The sequence below is a fragment of the Pseudoalteromonas sp. A601 genome, assembly GCF_002165575.1.
Classification (GTDB): domain Bacteria; phylum Pseudomonadota; class Gammaproteobacteria; order Enterobacterales; family Alteromonadaceae; genus Pseudoalteromonas.
The window spans coordinates 11,549-32,070 of sequence record NZ_MXQF01000015.1; the positions used below are offsets into that span (position 1 = coordinate 11,549).

The 20,522-nt window shown below is 39.8% G+C and carries 24 protein-coding genes; 14 read left to right on the forward strand and 10 right to left on the reverse strand.

Features of this window, described 5'->3' with window-relative positions; all coding sequences use genetic code 11:
* The first annotated feature begins 147 nt into the window (after positions 1-147).
* Positions 148-2,268, forward strand: coding sequence for a methyl-accepting chemotaxis protein (locus B5G52_RS13515; RefSeq protein WP_087533174.1), 2,121 nt, complete (start codon positions 148-150; stop codon positions 2,266-2,268).
* A gap of 58 nt (positions 2,269-2,326) precedes the next feature.
* Here B5G52_RS13515 and B5G52_RS13520 read toward each other — a convergent pair whose 3' ends face one another.
* Entirely contained in the window at positions 2,327-2,914 is a 588-nt protein-coding gene (locus tag B5G52_RS13520) for a TetR/AcrR family transcriptional regulator (RefSeq protein WP_087533175.1), read from the reverse strand.
* Between the two features lie 110 nt (positions 2,915-3,024).
* On the opposite strand from B5G52_RS13520, the gene B5G52_RS13525 reads away from it, so the two are divergent.
* Positions 3,025-3,567, forward strand: coding sequence for a carboxymuconolactone decarboxylase family protein (locus tag B5G52_RS13525; protein WP_087533176.1), 543 nt, complete (start codon positions 3,025-3,027; stop codon positions 3,565-3,567).
* Positions 3,568-3,594: 27 nt separating this feature from the next.
* Here B5G52_RS13525 and B5G52_RS13530 read toward each other — a convergent pair whose 3' ends face one another.
* Positions 3,595-4,125 (reverse strand): hypothetical protein, encoded by a 531-nt coding sequence (locus B5G52_RS13530; RefSeq protein ID WP_087533177.1) that lies wholly within the window; start codon positions 4,123-4,125, stop codon positions 3,595-3,597.
* A gap of 44 nt (positions 4,126-4,169) precedes the next feature.
* On the opposite strand from B5G52_RS13530, the gene B5G52_RS13535 reads away from it, so the two are divergent.
* Together B5G52_RS13535 and B5G52_RS13540 are read left to right on the forward strand one after the other, a co-directional pair.
* Positions 4,170-4,532 (forward strand): DUF1294 domain-containing protein, encoded by a 363-nt coding sequence (locus B5G52_RS13535; protein ID WP_087533178.1) that lies wholly within the window; start codon positions 4,170-4,172, stop codon positions 4,530-4,532.
* Between the two features lie 45 nt (positions 4,533-4,577).
* Positions 4,578-5,780 carry an iron-containing alcohol dehydrogenase gene (locus B5G52_RS13540; protein ID WP_087533179.1) on the forward strand — a complete coding sequence of 401 codons (1,203 nt, stop codon included), beginning with the start codon at positions 4,578-4,580 and terminating at the stop codon, positions 5,778-5,780.
* Between the two features lie 25 nt (positions 5,781-5,805).
* On the opposite strand, the gene B5G52_RS13545 is transcribed toward B5G52_RS13540, so the two are convergent.
* Positions 5,806-6,891 (reverse strand): rhomboid family intramembrane serine protease, encoded by a 1,086-nt coding sequence (locus B5G52_RS13545; RefSeq protein WP_087533180.1) that lies wholly within the window; start codon positions 6,889-6,891, stop codon positions 5,806-5,808.
* A complete protein-coding gene (locus B5G52_RS13550; protein ID WP_254911209.1) occupies positions 6,881-7,507 on the reverse strand; it encodes a hypothetical protein in 627 nt (208 codons plus the stop codon). Before B5G52_RS13550 ends, B5G52_RS13545 begins: the two co-directional genes overlap by 11 nt.
* A gap of 138 nt (positions 7,508-7,645) precedes the next feature.
* Here B5G52_RS13550 and B5G52_RS13555 point away from each other — a divergent pair, with 138 nt between their 5' ends.
* Positions 7,646-8,161, forward strand: coding sequence for a DUF6795 domain-containing protein (locus B5G52_RS13555; protein ID WP_254911210.1), 516 nt, complete (start codon positions 7,646-7,648; stop codon positions 8,159-8,161).
* Positions 8,162-8,175: 14 nt separating this feature from the next.
* Here the strand turns inward: B5G52_RS13555 and soxR are convergent, their stop codons facing one another.
* Positions 8,176-8,637, reverse strand: a complete 462-nt coding sequence (gene soxR, locus B5G52_RS13560) for a redox-sensitive transcriptional activator SoxR (RefSeq protein WP_087533182.1) — start codon at positions 8,635-8,637, stop codon at positions 8,176-8,178.
* Between the two features lie 101 nt (positions 8,638-8,738).
* Between soxR and B5G52_RS13565 the strand changes: the two genes are divergently transcribed.
* From B5G52_RS13565 to B5G52_RS22080, 4 genes are all read left to right on the forward strand, one after another.
* On the forward strand, positions 8,739-9,203 hold the full coding sequence (locus B5G52_RS13565; RefSeq protein ID WP_087533183.1) for a flavodoxin family protein: 465 nt from the start codon (positions 8,739-8,741) through the stop codon (positions 9,201-9,203).
* 53 nt (positions 9,204-9,256) lie between these two features.
* A complete protein-coding gene (locus tag B5G52_RS13570) occupies positions 9,257-9,781 on the forward strand; it encodes a DsrE family protein (RefSeq protein WP_087533184.1) in 525 nt (174 codons plus the stop codon).
* A 2-nt stretch (positions 9,782-9,783) separates the two neighbouring features.
* Entirely contained in the window at positions 9,784-10,383 is a 600-nt protein-coding gene (locus B5G52_RS13575) for a GDSL-type esterase/lipase family protein (protein ID WP_087533185.1), read from the forward strand.
* A gap of 112 nt (positions 10,384-10,495) precedes the next feature.
* A complete protein-coding gene (locus tag B5G52_RS22080; RefSeq protein ID WP_176372550.1) occupies positions 10,496-10,645 on the forward strand; it encodes a hypothetical protein in 150 nt (49 codons plus the stop codon).
* Here the strand turns inward: B5G52_RS22080 and B5G52_RS13580 are convergent.
* Entirely contained in the window at positions 10,622-12,889 is a 2,268-nt protein-coding gene (locus B5G52_RS13580) for a TonB-dependent receptor (RefSeq protein ID WP_087533186.1), read from the reverse strand. The genes B5G52_RS22080 and B5G52_RS13580 overlap by 24 nt on opposite strands.
* A gap of 258 nt (positions 12,890-13,147) precedes the next feature.
* On the opposite strand from B5G52_RS13580, the gene B5G52_RS13585 reads away from it, so the two are divergent.
* The 5 genes from B5G52_RS13585 (at position 13,148) to B5G52_RS13605 (ending at position 18,348) form a co-directional block, all read left to right on the forward strand.
* On the forward strand, positions 13,148-14,155 hold the full coding sequence (locus B5G52_RS13585) for a LacI family DNA-binding transcriptional regulator (protein ID WP_087533187.1): 1,008 nt from the start codon (positions 13,148-13,150) through the stop codon (positions 14,153-14,155).
* Positions 14,156-14,266: 111 nt separating this feature from the next.
* Entirely contained in the window at positions 14,267-15,517 is a 1,251-nt protein-coding gene (locus B5G52_RS13590) for a sugar MFS transporter (protein ID WP_087533188.1), read from the forward strand.
* Positions 15,514-17,013: a trehalase family glycosidase gene (locus B5G52_RS13595; protein ID WP_087533189.1), complete on the forward strand. Its 1,500-nt coding sequence runs from the start codon at positions 15,514-15,516 to the stop codon at positions 17,011-17,013. The genes B5G52_RS13590 and B5G52_RS13595 overlap by 4 nt, the downstream gene beginning before the upstream one ends.
* 307 nt (positions 17,014-17,320) lie before the next feature.
* Entirely contained in the window at positions 17,321-17,902 is a 582-nt protein-coding gene (locus B5G52_RS13600) for a LuxR C-terminal-related transcriptional regulator (protein ID WP_356948029.1), read from the forward strand.
* 74 nt (positions 17,903-17,976) lie between these two features.
* Complete coding sequence (locus B5G52_RS13605; protein ID WP_087533190.1) at positions 17,977-18,348, forward strand: hypothetical protein; 372 nt, start codon at positions 17,977-17,979, stop codon at positions 18,346-18,348.
* A gap of 19 nt (positions 18,349-18,367) precedes the next feature.
* Here the strand turns inward: B5G52_RS13605 and B5G52_RS13610 are convergent, their stop codons facing one another.
* The 4 genes from B5G52_RS13610 to B5G52_RS13625 all read right to left on the reverse strand — a co-directional run bounded on the left by B5G52_RS13610 (position 18,368) and on the right by B5G52_RS13625 (position 20,468).
* Entirely contained in the window at positions 18,368-18,745 is a 378-nt protein-coding gene (locus B5G52_RS13610; RefSeq protein WP_087533191.1) for a DoxX-like family protein, read from the reverse strand.
* 139 nt (positions 18,746-18,884) lie between these two features.
* Positions 18,885-19,658, reverse strand: a complete 774-nt coding sequence (locus tag B5G52_RS13615; RefSeq protein WP_087533192.1) for a CsgG/HfaB family protein — start codon at positions 19,656-19,658, stop codon at positions 18,885-18,887.
* Positions 19,658-20,086 carry a curli assembly protein CsgF gene (locus B5G52_RS13620; RefSeq protein WP_254911214.1) on the reverse strand — a complete coding sequence of 143 codons (429 nt, stop codon included), beginning with the start codon at positions 20,084-20,086 and terminating at the stop codon, positions 19,658-19,660. Before B5G52_RS13620 ends, B5G52_RS13615 begins: the two co-directional genes overlap by 1 nt.
* A 1-nt stretch (position 20,087) precedes the next feature.
* Complete coding sequence (locus tag B5G52_RS13625; RefSeq protein WP_232321827.1) at positions 20,088-20,468, reverse strand: curli production assembly/transport protein CsgE; 381 nt, start codon at positions 20,466-20,468, stop codon at positions 20,088-20,090.
* Between the last annotated feature and the right edge of the window lie 54 nt (positions 20,469-20,522).

A 20,522-nucleotide genomic window follows, 5' to 3' on the forward strand; every position in this document is an offset into this window, starting at 1 on the left:
CCAACTTAACAACCTGTTAAGTTGGTGTCTCTATAGCCACCTAGCATGACAGATACACTAAGTTAATCATGTTTTTTCAATAATCTACTATATCATTTTCTAATTAGGCTAAACTCTATATGTTGTTTTAATTATAGGATCGAACGAATGCGGCAATTAGCATTATCAAAAAAGTTACTTTGGCTAACTGTAGGCAGTATTTTTATTACTGTGTTTGTATTATCAAGTGTTTTATGGTGGCAGCTATCAAGTAGTAACAAAGTTCTTTCGAGTGAAGCTGAAGAGCTTATTGTTGCTGAAGTTGAAGAAAAACTCACGGCAAATGCAGCAGCCTATGGTGAACGAATTGCAGGTTTTATAAATGAAGCTTACAGAGTTCCGTTTTCATTTGCAGCCATTGTTGGAAGTCAAGATGCTGCGAGTACGCTTAGCCGTGAATCTGTCGTGCAACTTAATAAATCATTGATTGAAAGAAACAGCAATATTTCCTCTATTTACTCGCAATTTGAAGCAAATGGTTTTGACAACAAAGACGCACAATTTACTCGAGGGTATACTCACTCAGTGGCCGGAGCCGGTACTTTAGAAGTTTATTTTACTCGTAGCAGAGAAGGGGTTATAGAGCAGCAGGTTGTTGAGGATGTTGATGAAAAATATGTTACCACTTTAAATGAGTTTGGCCAGCGCGAAGCCGAGTGGTATTTATGTGCAAAAGACACCAAGACCTCTTGTATTATGGAGCCTTACCTTTACGAAATCTCTCCTGGTTACTCAGAAATGATGACGTCGCTAGTTGTGCCAGTGCTTAGAAATGACCGCTTTATCGGTGTAACAGGGGTTGATCTAACACTTCCTGTATTTCAAACCATGACAGAGCAGCTGTCAAAAGACTTATATAATGGCCAAGCCAGAGTAACACTTTTAAGCTCGCTAGACTTAGTAGTTGGCAGCAGTCACTACAAAGATAAATTGGGCCGGCCTTTGAAAGAGGCAGTATCAAATAGCTTAGTAACGAGCTTTGAACGATTAAAAGAAGAAGCGGGCATTCATAAAGTTAATAACGAGTACCTGGTTAATTATCCAATTGCAATTAAGCTGGCAGGCAAACAGTGGAATTTATTGATTGAAGTGCCCACAGAGCTTGCATTAAGTGGTCCTCAAGCATTAGCAAAAACAATGGACGATAATGCCAGCACCCTCGGCGGACTTATTTTAATTACAGGTATTGTCATCGCTGCAGTGGCCTTTTTTGTCATGTTAATCGTTATTAAGAGTATAATTGCACCGCTACAACAAATTCAAAAAAGGGTAGATAACCTGGCTAGCAGTGAAGGTGACCTAACTCAGACGCTTAGCGTAGACTCACATGCTGAATTAATTGCTTTAGCCTACGGGTTTAATGCCTTTTTAGCCAAGCTGCGTGATTTAATTGCCCAGTTAAAAGATGTGTCTGGACAAACGAAAGAGCAGGCACAAACGGCCGCGCATGTTGCATTAGATACTAAGCAAAATGTTCAGTCTCAATTTCAAGAAATTGAAAGTGTGGTAACAGCAATGAATGAAATGAGCGCCACCGCACTGGAAGTTGCGCGAGCATCAGAGCAGTCAGCACAGCAAGCTGACGAAATAAACTCTTTGGTTGTCAGCAGTGAGGCGAGCTTATCATCTGCGGTATCACAAGTTAAAACTATGTCTGATGAAATTCAACAAGCAAATCAAGCGGTCGAGAAGGTCGCCGCACGCAGTAATGACATTACTCAAATATTAGATGTAATTCGCACCATTGCAGAACAAACAAACTTGCTTGCACTTAATGCAGCCATTGAGGCCGCCCGCGCTGGAGAGCAGGGCCGTGGCTTTGCTGTTGTAGCGGATGAAGTCAGAGCGCTTGCGTCAAAAACTCGCTCTTCTACCGATGATATTAGTGGCTTGATCGATAGCCTTCAGCTTGAGGTTGGTAATGCATCTTCTGTTATTGAAAAAGGGGTAGTACGAGCCCAAACAGCCGTTGATGAAACAACCGTTGCATTTGATGCGCTTCATAGCGTAGTGACAAAAGTAGAAGACATAACAGGACAGATCACGCAAATTGCCACAGCAGCTGAAGAGCAAAGCTCGGTAACAGAAGAAATTAACCGTAACTTGACGTTGATTTCAGATGCCGCATCGCAATTAGCTGACCTTTCTACGCAAGCGGGTGATGGTAGCCAAATGCTAAATCAACTGGTTGCCCAGCAAGATGATGAGCTAAATAAACTCAAAACCTAAAATACTCAATAGTGACATGGCAGTCAGTGTTTACTGCCATTTTAACCCTGTTTAGGCTTTAAAGTTGCTTAATAGAGAGAAACATTTGATCAATCAAGGCATCAGCTAACACGTGTGTGTTTGGTCTATTTAAGTAGCTACGTAAGCCTGTAAATTGAATTTGAAAATAGCGCGCATATTCGATTGCAGCAATACGTGTATCAAGCTCTTTAGCGTACTGAGCCTTTTCAAATAGGGTTGTTAGAAATGCCTCAAATTGGTTTGCAAGGTCGTTGCTCAATAATTTTAGTGTTGGCTCATCTTCGGTAAACTCATTATTCGCTTTGACTAACATGCACAACATACTTGGCGCGCATTGAGCATCTTCAATGAGTACCTTTTTCACAAAAGCAGTTAAACCATCAAGTATGTTTTCGTGTTCATCAAGCGCAGCTAAAAGCTGGCTTTGCATAAATTGTGCATAGTCTTTAATTGCTTCACAATAGAGACCTTCTTTAGAGCCAAATGCAGCGTAAATACTGCCTGGGCGCATGTTGATAGCATTTTGCAGATCGCGAGTTGATGTGGCGTTAAAGCCTTTTTGCCAGAACAAATGACCCGCTGTACGTATTACTTCATCACGCTCGAATTTTACTTTATTGACCATTACATAAATACTCTATTTGAACACTTGCTCAATTTTAACTTGAACACTCGCTCAAAATCAAATAGTATGAACTCGAACATACTTAAACACTTTCAATTTGGAGTTAAATAATGGCTGAATTTACTTTATACACGCAAGAAAACGCCCCTGAAGCGGCAAAACCTTTAATGGAAAAGTCAGTAGCAGCGTTTGGTATGCTACCTAATTTACATGCAGTAATGGCACAAGCGCCAACATTGCTTGAAGGCTACCAGGTTCTTCATGAGTTATTTCAAAATACTTCGTTTAATGCAGAAGAGTTAACAGTAGTATGGCAAACAATCAACGTTGAGCATGAATGTCATTATTGTGTGCCTGCACACAGCGCGATTGCAGCGAGTATGAAAGTTGATGAAGGCATCGTTGATGCGCTTGTAAATAAAACACCATTGGCAGATGAAAAGCTTGAAACTCTTCGTGAAACAACACTTGCTATGACGCAAAACCGTGGTGTGATCAGCGATGAGCAAATCGAAAAGTTTTTTGCTGCAGGTTATGCGCAGCAGCAGTTGCTTGAAATTGTGTTAGGTTTATCGCAAAAAGTGATGAGCAACTACACCAATCACCTTGCAGATACACCAGTAGACGAACCGTTTAAAAAGTTCGCTAAGTAAGTATACTTGCGCGGGTGAAAGCCCGCGTTATTTAAATTTCACTTTCTTGCCACTGCGTATATAAATACGCTCTTCGGGCTTGGTCCATTCGCCTTTTTTTAAATAGGAAGTAAGCACAATAAATTTGTTATCGATGTATTCGCTGGTGGAACGAACTTTGGTTATTCCCTCTTTCGAGCCTGTGACTGTTTCGTAAGCGACAAATTTTGTGGGCGATAAGACAGTCATGGTGCCTTTAGTATAAAAGCCTGCGGTAGTGAAATAGTAAAAAACAATTGATTGCTCTTTGCTATCCCAAAAAATCATTGATTCCCCACCATACACCCCTTCATTAATTGAATGCGAAGTGCGAATGGCTTTCCCGTTTAAAGCACGCTCCCACAAACTGACATCTTGAATGGGTGGTTTTCCTGGATCTACTTTAAAGTCAGCTTGCCACGTGCCTAGGTAAGGTTTAAATACAGCAAGCTCTTTTGCTATATCAGCTGAATCATTGGCGATTGCTACGTTAGTCGCTGTTAAGTAAAGGGTTAGTAAAATAGTTTTTAAATATGACATAATTAGAGCTTGTTATTATTTATAGTCTCAGTATAGGTTAACGCTTGTTAATAAAAAAAGTATTATTGTTGTTTTCGAGCAGTTTTTTAGCTGTTTTAGCGATTGGTGGATTTTTAGAATACTGGCCGACGATGCTCTCAAGTGTCTATCTGTTTATGAGTACAATCACTCTTTTAGTTTATAAGTGGGATAAGCGTTTAGCGATAGACACTGCAAATCAAACACTCAGAGTACCAGAGCGCAGCTTGCATATTCTAGCCTTATTGTGTGGATGGCCAGGAGCATTAATAGCTCAGCAGTGGTTTCGGCATAAATCTAAAAAGCGACCATTCATTGCTGTTTTATGGTTAACGATTATTATCAACTGCAGTGTATTGGCTTACTTTTACTATTGGCAATATCACTAATTTAAGTACAGTATTAGGTAATGACGAATTTATAAGATCACCTTTATGGCTTTTTTTTATCGTTGCTACCACTTTGCTTTAAAATGTATTGTTATATTTATCGGTATTCCTAATCCACGTTTGTACACAGGATATAGTGGCTTAGCGCAATGGCTACAAACTTGGCAAACAGAAAAGCCTTTATTAGTCGTAAGCGATGCAACCTTGTTAAAGCTTGGAGTGCTTAAAAATACATTAGCATCATTAGATGAGCAGCAAATAAAGTGGCATTTATATACTGATGTAGCGCCTAATCCAAGCATTGAAAACGTAGAAAATGGCCTTAATGTATATAACGTTCACCATTGTTCAGGTATCATCGCTGTTGGCGGTGGCTCAGTGTTAGATTGCGCTAAACTAATAGCTGCCCGTTCAGTAAAACCAAACAAGTCAGTTAAGCAATTAAAGGGGTTATTTAAAGTATTAAAAAAACTCCCTCCTCTGTGCGCTATTCCAACAACGGCAGGTACAGGCTCTGAAACAACCGTTGCTGCTGTTGTGAATGATCCACAAACACAAAAAAAGTATGCAGCTACCGATTTTTCTTTGGTGCCTAGTGATGCGATTCTAATCGCCGAGCTTACTCAGTCAGTCCCTGATTTTATTACCGCAGCAACCGGTATCGATGCACTGACACATGCAATAGAGTCATACATAGGTAAAATAGGGCTAAACTTTAGTGATCAAAAATCATTGCAAGCGATTGAGCTTATAATCAACAACTTGCCAACAGCTTATAATGATGGAGATAACTTAGTGGCCAGAGAAAATATGTTGTTAGCGTCATTTTACGCAGGACAAGCATTTACTCGAGCATCGGTAGGTTATGTTCATGCCATTGCACATCAGTTTGGTGCACGTTATGGGACCGCGCATGGTTTGGCTAATAGTGTATTGCTCATGCCGGTGCTTAAATTTTATGGTCCAGTTATATACCCTAAACTTGCAGAGGTGGCCGATTACTGTAAATTGACCCAGCCAGATCAAAGCATAGAAGTTAAAGCGAACATTTTACTTACTACCATAGAGCAGTTATTAGAAGTACTCAACATCCCCAAATACCTGCCAGAAATACAATGTGGTGATATTAAAGAGCTAGCAAAAGCGGCATTAAAAGAGGCGCATCCGGATTACCCCGTGCCTGCTTTTATGAACCAAGCACAGTGTGAGGCGATTATTCGTGAAGTGTATATACAACAGCCTTCATAGGCGAAGGCTGTTTGTTAAATATATTTTAACGCTTCAGTTGGGCTTGTGGTTGATTTAATAAGCGAATAATTGGGTTATCTTGGGTTACTTTGGTTTTTAGCAAATAGCCAATCAGTAAGCCTGCAATAAAGCCGCCAATATGCGCGCCATAATCAACTCCATCAGGCGCAGATAGCATACCAAATATATTAATGCCAAGCCAAATCACAAAGAACCAAACAGCGGAGATTTTTTTCTGATATATAATGATCATAAACGTTAAGCTGGCATGTCTAAACCACATTAAATACATACCAAATAATCCGGCTATTGCACCACTGGCACCCACGCTTGGTATGGTTGAACTTGGGTGAACAATAAAACTGGCAAATGATGCAGCCAAACCACAAATCAAATACCACATTAAAAACTTTTTATGGCCGAGTACATCTTCAAGGTTATCACCAATAATATACAAAAAGTACATATTGCCTACTAAATGCATAATTGAACCGTGTAAGAAAACGCAGGTGAGCACAGTCCATAGCTGTTCCCCTTGCGATATTTTACTCGGGTTCATAGCAAATAACTCAAGTGTGGCCATGAAGGTGCCGCTATTGAAAAAATACAATGCAAAAATTATCGCATTAACGGCAATTAGGCCACGCGTTACCCAAGGTGTTTGCTTAGGCTTGAGGTTATATTCAACAGGCATCTGTGTCAAAAATTGAAACAAATACGTTTTCCAGTTAATTTTTTGGTTTAGCTCATTCAAACTTACTTTTAGTTCAGGGCTGTTTTCAACGCTTTCTAATTGATCTTTTTCAATCCAGCTGCCATCACAATGGCGACACACATCAATTTCTGTATGAAAATCTTCGAGTAGATGGAAGCGTTCAAGGTTTTTTTTACAATCAGGGCAATCCAGCTTTGAAATACCCAGTGATTCACCAAAATGAGTTTCGTATTTTTCACCTATAGGTCCTTCATTGATCTCGGCAATCATACGGTTTACTTCGTTTTTTTCAAACCATAAACCACCGCATTCGCGGCAGATATCAATTTCTTCACCGTGGTAGTGGGTTACATCTAATGGGTTATCTTTGCAGTGCGGGCAAATTTTAGTTGGCATGACTAGAGTCCTTTAGTGAGCCGATAATAATATCGTTTTGTTTTAATTCTTGTTGTAAGTGCAAAGCACTTACTTGTAGCTGCGGTAAGGTTTGTTTTTCAATGATGTCGGTAATTTTATTAAGCTCTATTGATGCTTGTCGAGCAGACATTTGTCGCTTTAGCGCAGCGTTAATTACAAACTCAGCGCGGCTATAAAAACGTCTAATTTGCGTTAAAAAGATACTTGGCGTTTCAAGCGTTGTCGGTGAATACTGCATCGTTTGCCAAATGTACTTTTCTAAAGTGGGTTTGTGATATTGCATTTCTGAGCTAGGTGGGCTTTTAGCTAAACGAGCTGCATAGGCCCTAATATTATTTGCGTTATCATTAACTTCATCATAAAGCGACGTACGTAAATAAAAGTTGTCTTCCATTTTGCTGTAGCTATCAAACTTCAAGGCTTGCTCTAAACCACTTTGTGCGGCTAGGTAAACTCCAAAAATAGTTGAAAGCACTAAAAACACTTGGTTTAACCAAAACCCTGTACTTTTAAGCTCTTTATTGTCTACAGTTTTCAAAGCTTGTGCTAGTTTGGGTTTTTTCGCAGGCGCAGCTGCTTGATTTGAGGGATCCAATATTAAGCTCCTTTTATGTTGCTTCCTTTTTGAGCACGTAAGGCTACTTTAATTTATAGATTTAGACAATAAATTATTTAGCTTCTATCGAGGGCACTTAGCATTTTTTAAAATTGGTATTTTGTATTTGAGGTGTATGTGATAGTTAAATTAAACTGCAAAATAATAAATATTGCTCTATTGGTAATTACGTTTTTAATATCAACACAGGCTTATGCAGATATGTTTGGCTTTTTAAAGAAAAAAGATTATGTTTTATCAGCTCCAGTCAAAGGAATTTTACTGAAAGGTGGCAATCCACAATCGGGGGTTGAGGTACTGAGATCACTTACATATGGTAAAGAGTATGTTGATAAGTCAGTTACGGATGAGGTTGGTCGTTTTTCATTTCCTAAAAAAATTATTCGAACGTCTAAACCTAGTAACATGTTTGATAATGACTCTATGCATCAGCATATTTATATTGATAATGGTACGCTAGAGGGAGTAATTGTATGGTATTCAATAATTTCCTTGAACCCGGATAGCCAAACGCTTGTTGAATTATTAGGTAGCCTAGAGTGTGATATCGCACAAGAACCACAGACATATGATATACCAATAGCTGAAAACAATGGTCACACCTTTACTATCTACACAACCTGTAAGCTTTGAAAAACTCATAAAAGTTAACCATTTTCCAATAAAACTGCACCACTTTGTTCTTCACCTAAGTAATCGTCTTTATTATAAATTGGGCACTTGTCCATCGATAAGCAGCCGCAGCCGATACAGCCATCAACTCGCTCACGTAGGCGTTGCATAAAGGCAATACGTTCATCAAGTTGCGTTTGCCACTGTTTAGACAGTGCCGACCAGTCTTTTTTGGTCGGCGTGCGTTCATCGGGCAGTGTGGCGAGGGTTTGTTTTATTTCCTCTAACGTTATGCCCATTGCTTGCGCTGCTTTGATGACCGCAACACGGCGTAACACATCAGGCTTATAACGGCGTTGGTTGCCGTTGTTACGCAAACTGCGGATCAGCCCTTTGGTTTCGTAAAAATGAAGGGCTGAGACTTTTACACCACTGCGCTTGGCGACAAAGCCTACGGTTAAGTTTGCTTCGGTGAGTTTTTTTTGTTGTACGGTCATCGGTATACGTCCTTTTTTCAAAAATATAGTTATTACTTATTGACCTTAACTTAACTTGAGGTTTTAAGCTTTGCTCCATCATAAAAAAAGGAGTGATACAAATGCAAGAGAAATCAACGAATACCACCGCCGTAATTTATTCAAGTGCGCGTAAATCAGGTAACACTAGTACACAAGTCAGCAATTATATAGCTAAGGAAGGCGGGCAAGGCTTTTGTATTGATGACTTTGTTATCTCGCCTTATCGGTATGACAAAAATTACCCTAAAGATGATTTTTACACTCTATTTGAACAGTTGCTGAGCTTTGAGCATTGGGTTATAGCCTCACCTATTTATTGGTATAACACCACCCCACAAATGAAGGCGTTTATGGATAGAATTACTGATTATATGGATGATGAGGCGTTAAAACCTAAGCTAAGAACCTTAAGACAAAAGCAGTTTTCAATTTTGTCTAATGCAGCTTCTCCTTCTGCGCCACATGCATTTATTGATATGTTTAAGCATACATTTAATTATTTAGGGATGACTTTTAAAACGCATTCACATGTTCAGGCTAGTTAATTACTTTAAATAGCGTTAGGGTAGGCTAAACAAAAAGTAAAAAAGGATGATGTATGAAAACGTTACTTACTGGTTTTAGCCTTCTTTTAACTAGCTTTAGTGCTCTAGCGGCAGAGCCTGCACCTGTTATTAAAGACTATGGTTATTTTTATAATGTGCCAAACCATAAATCGGATTTAAGCCAAGCCCAGTTTAAAATAGCGTTTGATGTAGGGGATGGCGCACAAAAGGGCGCGCAAAATAACCATATTAACTCGTTAGCGCGTTTTATAAATATGCATGTTGCTCATGGTGTAAAGCCGGAGAATATTCAGTTGGCTTTAGTAGTGCATGGTGGCGCGAGTGTTGATGTGCTGGAAAACAGCTTTTATAAAGCCCGTTTTGATAAAGATAACAAAACCCAATCTTTGATCAAACAGCTACTTGCTAATAATACCCAAGTGTATCTCTGTGGGCAGTCAGCAACGCATATGAAAGTAAAGCCTGAACAATTAATATCTGGAGTGCAAATGGCACTTTCAGCGATGACTGCACACGCTCAGTTACAGCAACAAGGCTATACACTGAATCCGTTTTAAAAATGAATATTCTTTGCTTTGGCGACTCTAATACTTTTGGAGTCTCCCCGCTTGATGGGAAGCGCCTGCCTGCGCATGAACGCTGGCCGGGCATACTAGCAGAGCGACTAGGATCAGAATATCTAGTTATTGAAGCGGGGCAGCCAAATCGCACATTAGTGAATAATCCACCCTTTAGTGGAGATAAATCAGGGGTTAAATATCTTAAGCCTTACCTTGAAGCGCAGCCATTGGATGTTGTTATTATTCAGCTTGGCACCAATGATTTAAAAGCACGTTTTGCACTCTCTGCTATCGATATTGGCAAAGCGCTTGAGGAGTTAATTTTAGCCATTAAAGCCTTATATCACTGTAAAAAAATACCAAAGATAATCATTATAAGCCCGCCCAAGGTTCATGAAGTGGGAAGTTATAAAAGCATTTACGCAGGTGCAGGTAAAAAAGCTGAACAATTATCCATTGAGTTCAAAGCCGCCGGTGATCGTCACACGTGTGAATTTATTGATGCCTTTTCACTTATCGGTGCTTGTGAAAGTGAGGGGGTACATTGGCCTTATAAAGCACATAAGCTGCTTGCAAAGCAGCTACTATCCTTAGTTTAAAGCAGTGTGCGATAAAGTTCTTTATATGATTTGCCAATTTTAACTTTAGCCTCCGTTGTTAGTTCAATATAGTCATGATTAACAGCAGTCACTTTGTTTTTATTGATTAAATATGACTTACTCAAAAGCAACAATCGTATTTGCTAAGTTAATAGCTGAAATAGGTGATGAAGCAATATTAAAAAGCCGCAGTGTATTAACCACCGCGGCTTTGGGTATTGATACAGGTAGATGGGGGTTAGAATTCGTAGCTGACACTTAAGCGTGTGGTACGCGGCATGATGTAACGCCCATTTGGTGCATCAGCGTTACGTGGATCGCCTTCGGTAATACCTTGTTCATCAGTCAGGTTATCAATTGCCACTTGCAACTTTATGCCTTCCATCGGTTCAAGAATAAAACCCAGATCTAACTTTTCATAACCATCAAGTGTGACGGTGTTTTCGTTATTACCAAACCGATCATCAACCGCTGATAGCGTGCCATATAAAGTGGCATACATACCCGACAGCTCAAAGTCATAACTTGGTGTTACACGCATTTGCCATTTTGGTTGACGCTGGCTTTTATTGTCCTGATTAGATGGGCTTTCTGTGATTTCAGTCTCTTGAATGGTCGAGTTTAAGTTTATTGAAAAGCCAGACGCGTGATTGTAGTTATAATCAAGTTCTACACCATAGGCTTCGTTGGTAAGAATCTCCGCGGGGACTCCTGGGCGGCGTACAAAGGTATCGCCTTTTACTTCGTTGGTAAATAAAGTTGCGAAGAAATCAGTACTTTGGGTTATTAGCTTATAGCCAAGTTCGGCTTGGGTCACTTCTTTAATGAGTTTTTCGCCACCTTGGTAAGCACTGTAGTTATCTCTAAAGTCATCAAAGTAAGGCATTTTGTAGCCGCGGTTAACACGGGCAAATACGCCCATATCATCATTTAGAGAGTAATTTAAACCGGTAGTCCATGAGGTTTTGCTTTCATCATATTGCACGGTTTGATTAATAACACCATCAAGCCCTTCGTCTACGCTGTACTCTACATCATGGCTTTCATAACGCAGACCACCATCAAGGGTGAGAGCTTGGCTTAATTTATATTGTGCTGTGCTATAAAAAGCATTAGTGCGTGCATCACCTGATGAATTAATGTCGTAGTTAAAATCACAGCCTTCGGTGCTTTCATTACAACTAATATCATTGAGCATTTCACCACCCGCTCCAAGAACATGATAGGCGGTATTGCCTAAGCTCCACCAGTCGTTGGCTGAAGTGCTGGCTGTGTAATAGCCGACTGCAACAGAGAGGTCTTCAAATTGCTTTGAAAATGCTAAATCATTAGTAAATGAGCTTATTTCTTTGAGCACGACCCAACGACCCAATTGCTGGACAGGAGTATCACTGTCATAAGTTGTGCCTGTAGCCACGCCTGTTGCAGACTGACCATTATCAGCCACTTTACCTAGTGTTGTTGCGGAGCCAGCTGGCACTAAACCCAATGTATTTGCATCGCCTTTGGTGATATTAAAGCGGTTAGAAAAACTCCAGCCATTGTCAAATTCAAGTTTAATACTCCCGCCAGATACATGGCCATTCCAACCGCGGCCATCGCCAATATCAACTTGGTGCACGTCATTATTTGGCCCGGTATAAATGGTCGCTTGGCGATTTAGCGTGCCAAGTTGGGTATATTCAGCATCAATGCCATTAACATTGAGTGGCGTGGGTAAGTACCATGCGCCATGATCGTCTGTTTGGCGAGTGTAGAAATTCATTTCACCATTATCGAGTTCTTTGGTGATATTTATCGTAAACTGACTGCCTTCCTCTGAGGTAAAGCCTGCATCACGAATACCCGGTGAGCTTTTTACATAACCGCCTACCATAAAGTAAAGGTCATCTGATATTTCTCCGCTGATCACTGCATCAACTCGTTGTAAATCGTAATCAGAGGTGGTGTATTTAAATAAGCCTTGGGTATCTTCACTGCCACGCTTTAAACGAAAGTTAGTGGTTAAGCCCGGTTGGCCGTTAGAAACCACAGGGTTTGGACCGCCACGTAATGCTTCCATGGTTTCAATGGTTTCATCGATTCTAAATAACGATGAGTTTTCTAAAAACGATAACGTTGGTGCTGGGTAAATAGGAGAACCTTCAAGGCTGAGGGTTAAAAATGGTGCGTCGCCACCACCTGGAAACCCTCGCACAAACACATTAGCACCGGATTCACCCCCAGAGCTTTCTACCCACACACCGGGAACGGCTTTAAATAAGTCCGCAGTACTTTTTGGTGATAGTTTAATTATTTGCTCAGCATCAATATTGGTTACAGCGTAACTGGCATCAATTTTACGAACGCCCATACCTGCAGGTGTACCAGAAACCACAATGCGTTCAACTTTTTTATCTGTGGTGGTTTGCGCGCTTGTTGCTGGTTGATCTGCAAGCACAGTTTGACTGGACAGCGCTAAAATAATAGCGCAAGCAAGTTTGCTTGGTGTGTGTGTTGTTGTCATGTTGGTATTCCCATTTTTTGTTCGTTATTTAAAAAAACTATAAATAACAAAGCACTAACTAATTTAATGAAATGTTAATGCTGTGTTCTTTTAAACCTTAGAACTTTATGCAAACGTTTGCAATTATTTTTTAAAACTTTCTGTATTATTTTTATACACGGTTATGTTTATGACTAAATTTAGACCTTGACGCAGCCTAATTTTAATAATGATGGTATATTGCGACTTCACGATTTAAGGAAGGCTTCGTAGTTAGCAATGAATAACAAACAACTAAAGTTAGCGGATCTCGCTAAACTTGCGGGGGTATCAACCTCGACAGTATCTCGTGCGTTAAATGATAACCCATTGATAAAAAAAGAAACCAGAGATAAGTTAAAGCAGTTAGCTAAGCAACATAACTTCAGTTTAAATACGGCTGCGAGCCGCCTTCGCTCACAAAAAACCAATGTTGTAGCAGTGATCATAAATTTCGACAGTGGCACTGAACAATCAATTAATGACCCTTTTTTACTTAAAGTGGTCGGAGAAATTAATCTCGCGTTGAATAAGCAAGGGCTAGAACTTCTGCTGTCAAACTCCTTTATGGCCGGCGATGATTGGGCTAATTACTTTATCAATAGTCGTCGGGCCGACGGCATTATTGTGGTTGGGCAAGGCAAAGATCCAGCAAACATTGAAGCCGCCGCTAATGCCGGCGTGCCCTTAGTTGTGTGGGGGGATCCAAAAACGCCCAGTAATTATCCCATTGTAGGCAGTGATAACTTTGTTGGAGGTCGCCTTGCTACTGAGCACTTATTAGCAGGGGGGGCTAGAAATATTGTATTTTTGGGAGACCCAGGACATGCTGAAATAGGTGAACGTTATCGTGGCTATTTGGCTGCTCTAAATACGGCGAAGGCTATACCGCATGTAGTGTCTATCGATATTACCAGTGGTGCAGCGTACCAAGGGATCAACCAATTGTTAGTTGCAAAAGGCTTGTGCTTTGATGGTATTATGGCCTGCAGTGATATGGTGGCATTAGGCGCTATGAAAGCGTTAAAAGAGCGCTATATTAGTATTCCTAACGATGTTGCGTTAGTGGGTTTTGATGATATTGCCATGGCCGATATTAGTCATCCTTCACTTTCTAGCATTAAACAAAACACTCAGCGAGCTTCAGTGCTACTGGTTGATAAATTATTAGCGCAGTTGCAAGGTCAAGCAGCTGAATCGCAAGTTATTGAAATAAAATTAATTAATCGTCAATCTAGCAAGGGTTAAGCCGATAATCCGTTGAGGAAGTTAGGTTAACTTTGAAATTTAAAATGCAAACGTTTGCATTTTATTTTGCGCTACACTATGCTAAAAGAAATCAACATTAGGTTAACGTGCATGAATCCAATAAGAATAACCATAGCGTTGGCGTGTAGCTATTTCGTGTTCGCTATTTTACTCAATAGTGTTGGCACCGTAATTTTACAAGCCATCAATAGTTTTGACATAACAAAAACACAAGCTTCTGTTTTAGAAGGTTATAAAGACCTTACTATAGCAATAGTGTCGTTTGCTGTTGCATCATTTATTCCTCGGCTTGGCTATAAATTGGCCATGCTTGTAGCGTTGGGATTGGTTGCCTTAATGTGCTTGTTAATGCCTTCAATTGCACAGTTTTATGCGTTCAAAATATTGTTTGCTGTGATTGGTTGCAGCTTTGCGATTATGAAAGTATCCGTTTACTCGGTTATTGGCCAAGTCACTGATAATGCCAATCAGCACTCAGCATTGCTTAACACCATTGAAGGTATTTTTATGCTTGGTGTGTTATCTGGCTATTGGGTGTTCTCATGGTTTATTGATAGCACTAATACGCAAAATACAGCATGGTTGAACGTGTATTATTTGCTGGCTGTGTTAACGAGTATAGCCTTTATTTCAGTGCTTATAGCGCCAATAAAAGCACCGCAAAAAGCAACGTTACGCGGCAGTCAATTAACTGCTTTTGTTGACATGCTAACGCTCACTTATAAACCGTTAGTGGTTATATTTATTATCAGTGCATTTTTATATGTGTTGATTGAGCAAGGGGTGGGAACTTGGCTACCTACTTTTAATAATCAAGTACTTAAGCTTCCTGTTGATGTCAGTATACAACTTGCCAGTGTGTTTGCCGCAGCCTTAGCCTTGGGTCGCTTAGTTGCGGGTCAGTTACTACGTGTCATTGGTTGGTATAGTTTATTGCTTAGTTGCTTAGTTGCTATGGGCGTGCTGGTGCTACTGGTATTACCGCTAACTCATGAAATTGATGGCAGCCAAGTGACGAGTGTATTTGATGTGCCTTTTGCTGCATACATGCTACCGCTAATTGGTTTTTTTATGGCTCCGCTTTATCCGTTACTCAATTCCGTTATGCTCAGTGCCTTAGCTGCACATCAGCAAGCTGCGATGACGGGGTTAATTGTCGTTTTTTCAGCGCTGGGCGGCACCACAGGTTCAATAATCACCGGTTTTATTTTTGATAAATTCAGTGGGCAGCATGCTTTTTATCTTACCTTGATCCCAATTAGCTTATTGTTGATCAGCGTGACTTTATTTAAAAAAATGACAGTAAACTTAGGCTCAGTGCCGGAAAAGGGAATGATATGAATTTTGTAAATAGCCAATTATTTTTAGATGTGCAACTGGCGGCTATATTTAGTGACAGTAAAACATTTGCTGATGCGATTGCTAAAGACAGTTGGCAGGCGGCATGTGAGCGTTATATAAGTATGAAGCCATTAACCGTCCGAGAATTAACAGAGTTTGTAGCGCAGCATTTTACGTTTGAATCAACACAGCTTCCTAATACGCAAAGCAACAACGAGAGTGTACACAGCTATATTGCTAATTTATGGCCGTATTTACACCGCAGTGCCGATGTACCTAAAGCCAGCTCTTTACTGCCACTTAAACACAGTTACATAGTACCAGGTGGACGCTTTCAAGAAATATATTATTGGGATAGTTATTTTACTGCGTTAGGTTTGCAAGATATTGGCGATATAGACAGTATTGAAGCCATGCTTGCTAATTTTATTGATCTGCAAAATCGTAATGGTTGTATTCCGAATGGTAACCGCAGTTACTATAGCTCTCGTTCGCAGCCTCCAATTCTAGCGCTGATGGTTGATTTAATTTGGCAAGAAAAATACCGTAAAAATAATGACTTTGCATGGTTAACGGAATGTGTTGTTGCCCTTGAGCAAGAATATACATTTTGGATGCAGGGTGCTGAGCAACTGAATGAGCAAAGCACATGCTATAGGCGCGTAGTTAAGATGGCTAATGGTGCATTACTTAATCGTTACTGGGATGATCAAGCAACACCTCGACCAGAATCACTGCGAGAAGATTTACAGGATGCATCATCACTGCCAGAGTCACAACGCGCTAATTACTATCGAAATATTCGGGCTGCCTGTGAATCTGGTTGGGATTTTAGTAGTCGTTGGTTGGCTGACAGTAATGAGCTAACAAGTATTCAAACCACGGATATTATTCCTGTTGACTTAAACAGTTTACTTTATCAGCTAGAAAAGCAGTTGAGTGATTATTATAAAATATTAAATGACACCGCTAAACAGGCATATTTTAAAGACCAAGCTAGTGATCGTATAGCGGCCATTAATAAGTACTTATTTAGTACAGAACAGGCTTTTTTTGTCGATTACAATTTTATGCAAGCAGCACAATCAAAAGTCTTATCGTTGGCAGGAGTGGTGCCATTATTTGTTAATTGCGCGAATGAACGACAAGCATTGCAAGTGAGTACAAAAGTGATGCAAGATTTTTTAAAACCCGGTGGTTTAGTAACAACTCTAAACGAAACATCGCAACAGTGGGACAGTCCCAATGGTTGGGCACCATTACAGTGGTTTGCAGTGCAGGGTTTAAGGCAATATGGCTTTGCTAGTGATGCCAATATTATTATCTCTCATTGGCTAAAAATGATTGAAAAACGTTTTAAGGTCGATGGCTGCCTACTAGAAAAATACAATGTTTGTGATTTAACAAACCAAGCGGGTGGTGGTGAATACAACGTACAGCAAGGTTTTGGTTGGACTAATGGTATTACGGCACGATTTTATAATTTAGTTAAATAGTTCATTAATAACAAAGGGTTGCATTTTTATTCTGGTTTAATGAAAAATGGTTGGCGCAAGGAATTGTTAATAACTAAACGTCTAGACGTTTAGCTATTTTTATTTCTTTATAAATCAATGGATTTGAATAAAAAACAGGTTGAATGCTGTAGTTGATTTAGGTATTGTAAACAAAATGTTTCATGGACGAGATGCAATGATTCAACCAACCTCTGTATTTATTAAAACTGTTTTTAAAATGCCAGTCCGCTCTCAGTGTTATCTCTACTTGATTAAAACGTTGGAGGCATTTTTTAGTAAAGTAAAAATGGATGATAGCTTACCCCATAGTAGCAAACGTCATGAATTTGATCTTTTTCTGATCGATAGTAACGGTTGTAATTGGCAAAACTTAATACCAGCAGATTTATTAGCCTTAGCGAAAGAAAAGCCTGTGATTGTGTTTAATGCGCATTCTGATGCTATTTGTGAAAAAAACTTGCTACTAAATAATTTTAAAGGGGTTTTTTATAACAATGATTTACCTGAAGATATCTTTACAGGATTAATGCGAGTTATTAACGATGAACTTTGGTTCAGTCGAAAAATAATTTCAGCCACATTTAATGAAGTGCTAGCTATGGTTAGTCGTTATGAGCCGCAAACAAATTGTGCTTCTGATAGTGAACATGAGGGATTAACAAAACTAACTAAACGTGAAAAGTCAGTGATTTATTTACTTGCGCAAGGTGCTAATAACCATAGTATCGCAGAGCGGTTAAATATCAGTGATCACACCGTAAAAACCCACCTATACAGCGCATTTAAAAAAACCAATTCACGAAATCGCATCGAGCTATCTAATTGGGCGCAGCGTTACATGGCGGTACGATTACCTTTGCACGATTAAATTTTTGATAGTGAGTAATTAATGCAATATTATCAGTGGTAGATATTCACACTAATTAGATTTTAAGGATCATTATGTTAGAAGCTGCAGCAGTTTTACTGTTATTTTGCGGATTTGTTCACTCATATTTGGGTGAAAAGTATATTTTGATCCGGTTATTTAAACGTGACAATTTACCTAAGTTACTCGGTAGTGACTGGTTTACAAAGCGAGTATTGCGATTTGCTTGGCACTTAACTACCATTGCTTGGTGGGGCTTTGCGGCGATCATCTACTGCATATTGCATCCAAGCGGTAATTACAGCATTGATATTCTGCATGTTATTGCAGTGGTGTTTATCTTAAGCGGCATTATGTCGCTGGTGTTTACTCGAGGTAAACACTTGTCGTGGTTATTCTTTTTCTGCATTGCAGGGTTATGTATTGCTGTTGGTAATAATTACTAACAGAGGGTATTTCTCCAAGTTAGTTATTGGGCTGAGTCTTTAGGCTATTTAATAGCACTAAACTTAGGCCAATAATTGGCAAGTTTGTCGTTACTGGATTAAATGCTTCAATTAAAAGTTGTGGTTGTAGCGCAACAACAAAGAGTAATAAGCCAATCAATGCCATGATATTTAAAACAATGATTACTTTTGATTGGTAATTTATAAAAATAAGTATGGCAAATATAACCTCACCCACACCCGCCGATTTAGTGATTAGGTAAGACATTGATTCTGAGAAGCCAAGGCTTGCCGTTATCAGTTTTTCAAGTGGGGCAATGTGAACTAACTTTGGGAATATGCCGTGATATAACCAGCTAAAACTAATGATATATCTGGCAATTTGGACTGATGGCATATACTTTCCTTTGTAAAAGTAGTTAATTGGTGCACCCAGTAGTATACAGCCTTAGTAACAGATTTAATTCTTTAATCTGAACTCTCTGATCAAGGGGGAATTAGAAAGCTTAGGTTATTACTAAGGCTGTGGCTGGGGATTAACTACGCTTGCTTGCCCAGATGCCTTTATCTATGCCTTTGATAACTAAATCACTGAGGGCTTTTTCAATTGCTTGGGTGACACAAATACTCATTGGTTCGTTATCACTAAAACCGGCTTCCGCTTCGGCTAGGCGTTTGTAACTGACATAACGAAAAAACCCTGCGCGCATTTCTTGGCTGAGTACTTTTTTGCTGGTGGCTACGGAGAGCAACACTTGGCCGGTCCTTACATCTACCGCGCGTAAGTAGATTGATATAGCATCTTCACGGTACAGTTCAGATGCGCCAATACCAAAATATTCCATACCAAAACCACCGGTTTTCACATTGGTATCGTAGCTAATTATACCGCCTTCTAAAATGATTTTTGCGGTGGTCAGTGGGGGGAGGTCTATCGCATTGGGTTGATCTGCTTGTGATGCACGAATGATTTTTCTCTCAGTTAATATATTTTGTAAACCTTCACGTTCTACAGGGATAAACCAGTCTGATTCGTGTAGTGCTTGCATTAAAATAGAGTTAGCTCCTTGGGTTACCGCGGTCGAAAATGAACTTACATTACCTTGTGGTTTATATTGCCCGGTTTGATCGCGAAAGGAGTACACAGATACGGCTATGCTGCCTGCAGGAGCAGGGAGTTGTTGTATTGCTTTAAATGTCTCAGAGGGTTCTAAACTACTTGCTAGCTCTTGTGAGGGAGGAATTAAATGGCCCATGTTACTGCAGGCAGATAAGAAAATAATCATCAATGTACTAAGTAATAATCTCATTAACTAAACCTCGGTACTTCAATAACTACAACGCTGCCATCAGTCGTATTTGTGATACGAACTGTAATCGAATCAACTGTGCTGGTAACTACTTGAATTTCGTAGTCGCCACTTAAAAAAATAGAGTCTTGGTTAAAAATACTTTCGTCGATATCTTCACCAAAGGCAATATCGGTGATCTCTCTTACCATACGATTTAGGTATGTGCGCTCAAGTGAGTCTTGAAATTTCTCCGCGTAGCTTTGCTCAATGATCGGCGCTTTATGTTTGTTCTGTGCTTGTGCTTTGTTGAGCAACATACTGGCATTGAGCGGGCTGCCACCAAAACTCGGGTTAATAGGCGTATACACGAGCTCTGTGGCAGATATTGATAAGGGAAATAACAGGGCTATTATTGTTGTTATATTTTTTATTGAGTAGGGGATCATTTTACCATCCATTTTTTGCCATATCAGGCGACGCTTTATGTAAATTAGAGCGCGCCATTGCATCCATTACACTGTATAAAGCGTGTTCCACACGCTCATCTATTGGCTCTAAACGACGGCCTAAATAGGTGATATATACAATTTGATTATTCATTACTAAGGTCAGTTGTGTGCCCGCACGAGGAAGTACTGTTTCTTTTATTTCGATATTAAAACCAGCAGTTGAAGGTAGATCGCGCCAAAGATTTGAAAATTCAAAATAAAATTGGTGACCAAAACGACTAATGCTGCGATCAAGCACTAGGCCATCTATTTCTAATTCCTCAGCACCTTGAGATAAGGCTGTGAATGTGGTTAAAAACAGTAAGCTTAGGGCTGTAATAAAGGTTTTCACTAACATCTGTTTCAATATGGGGGGGCATGCCCCCCAATATCC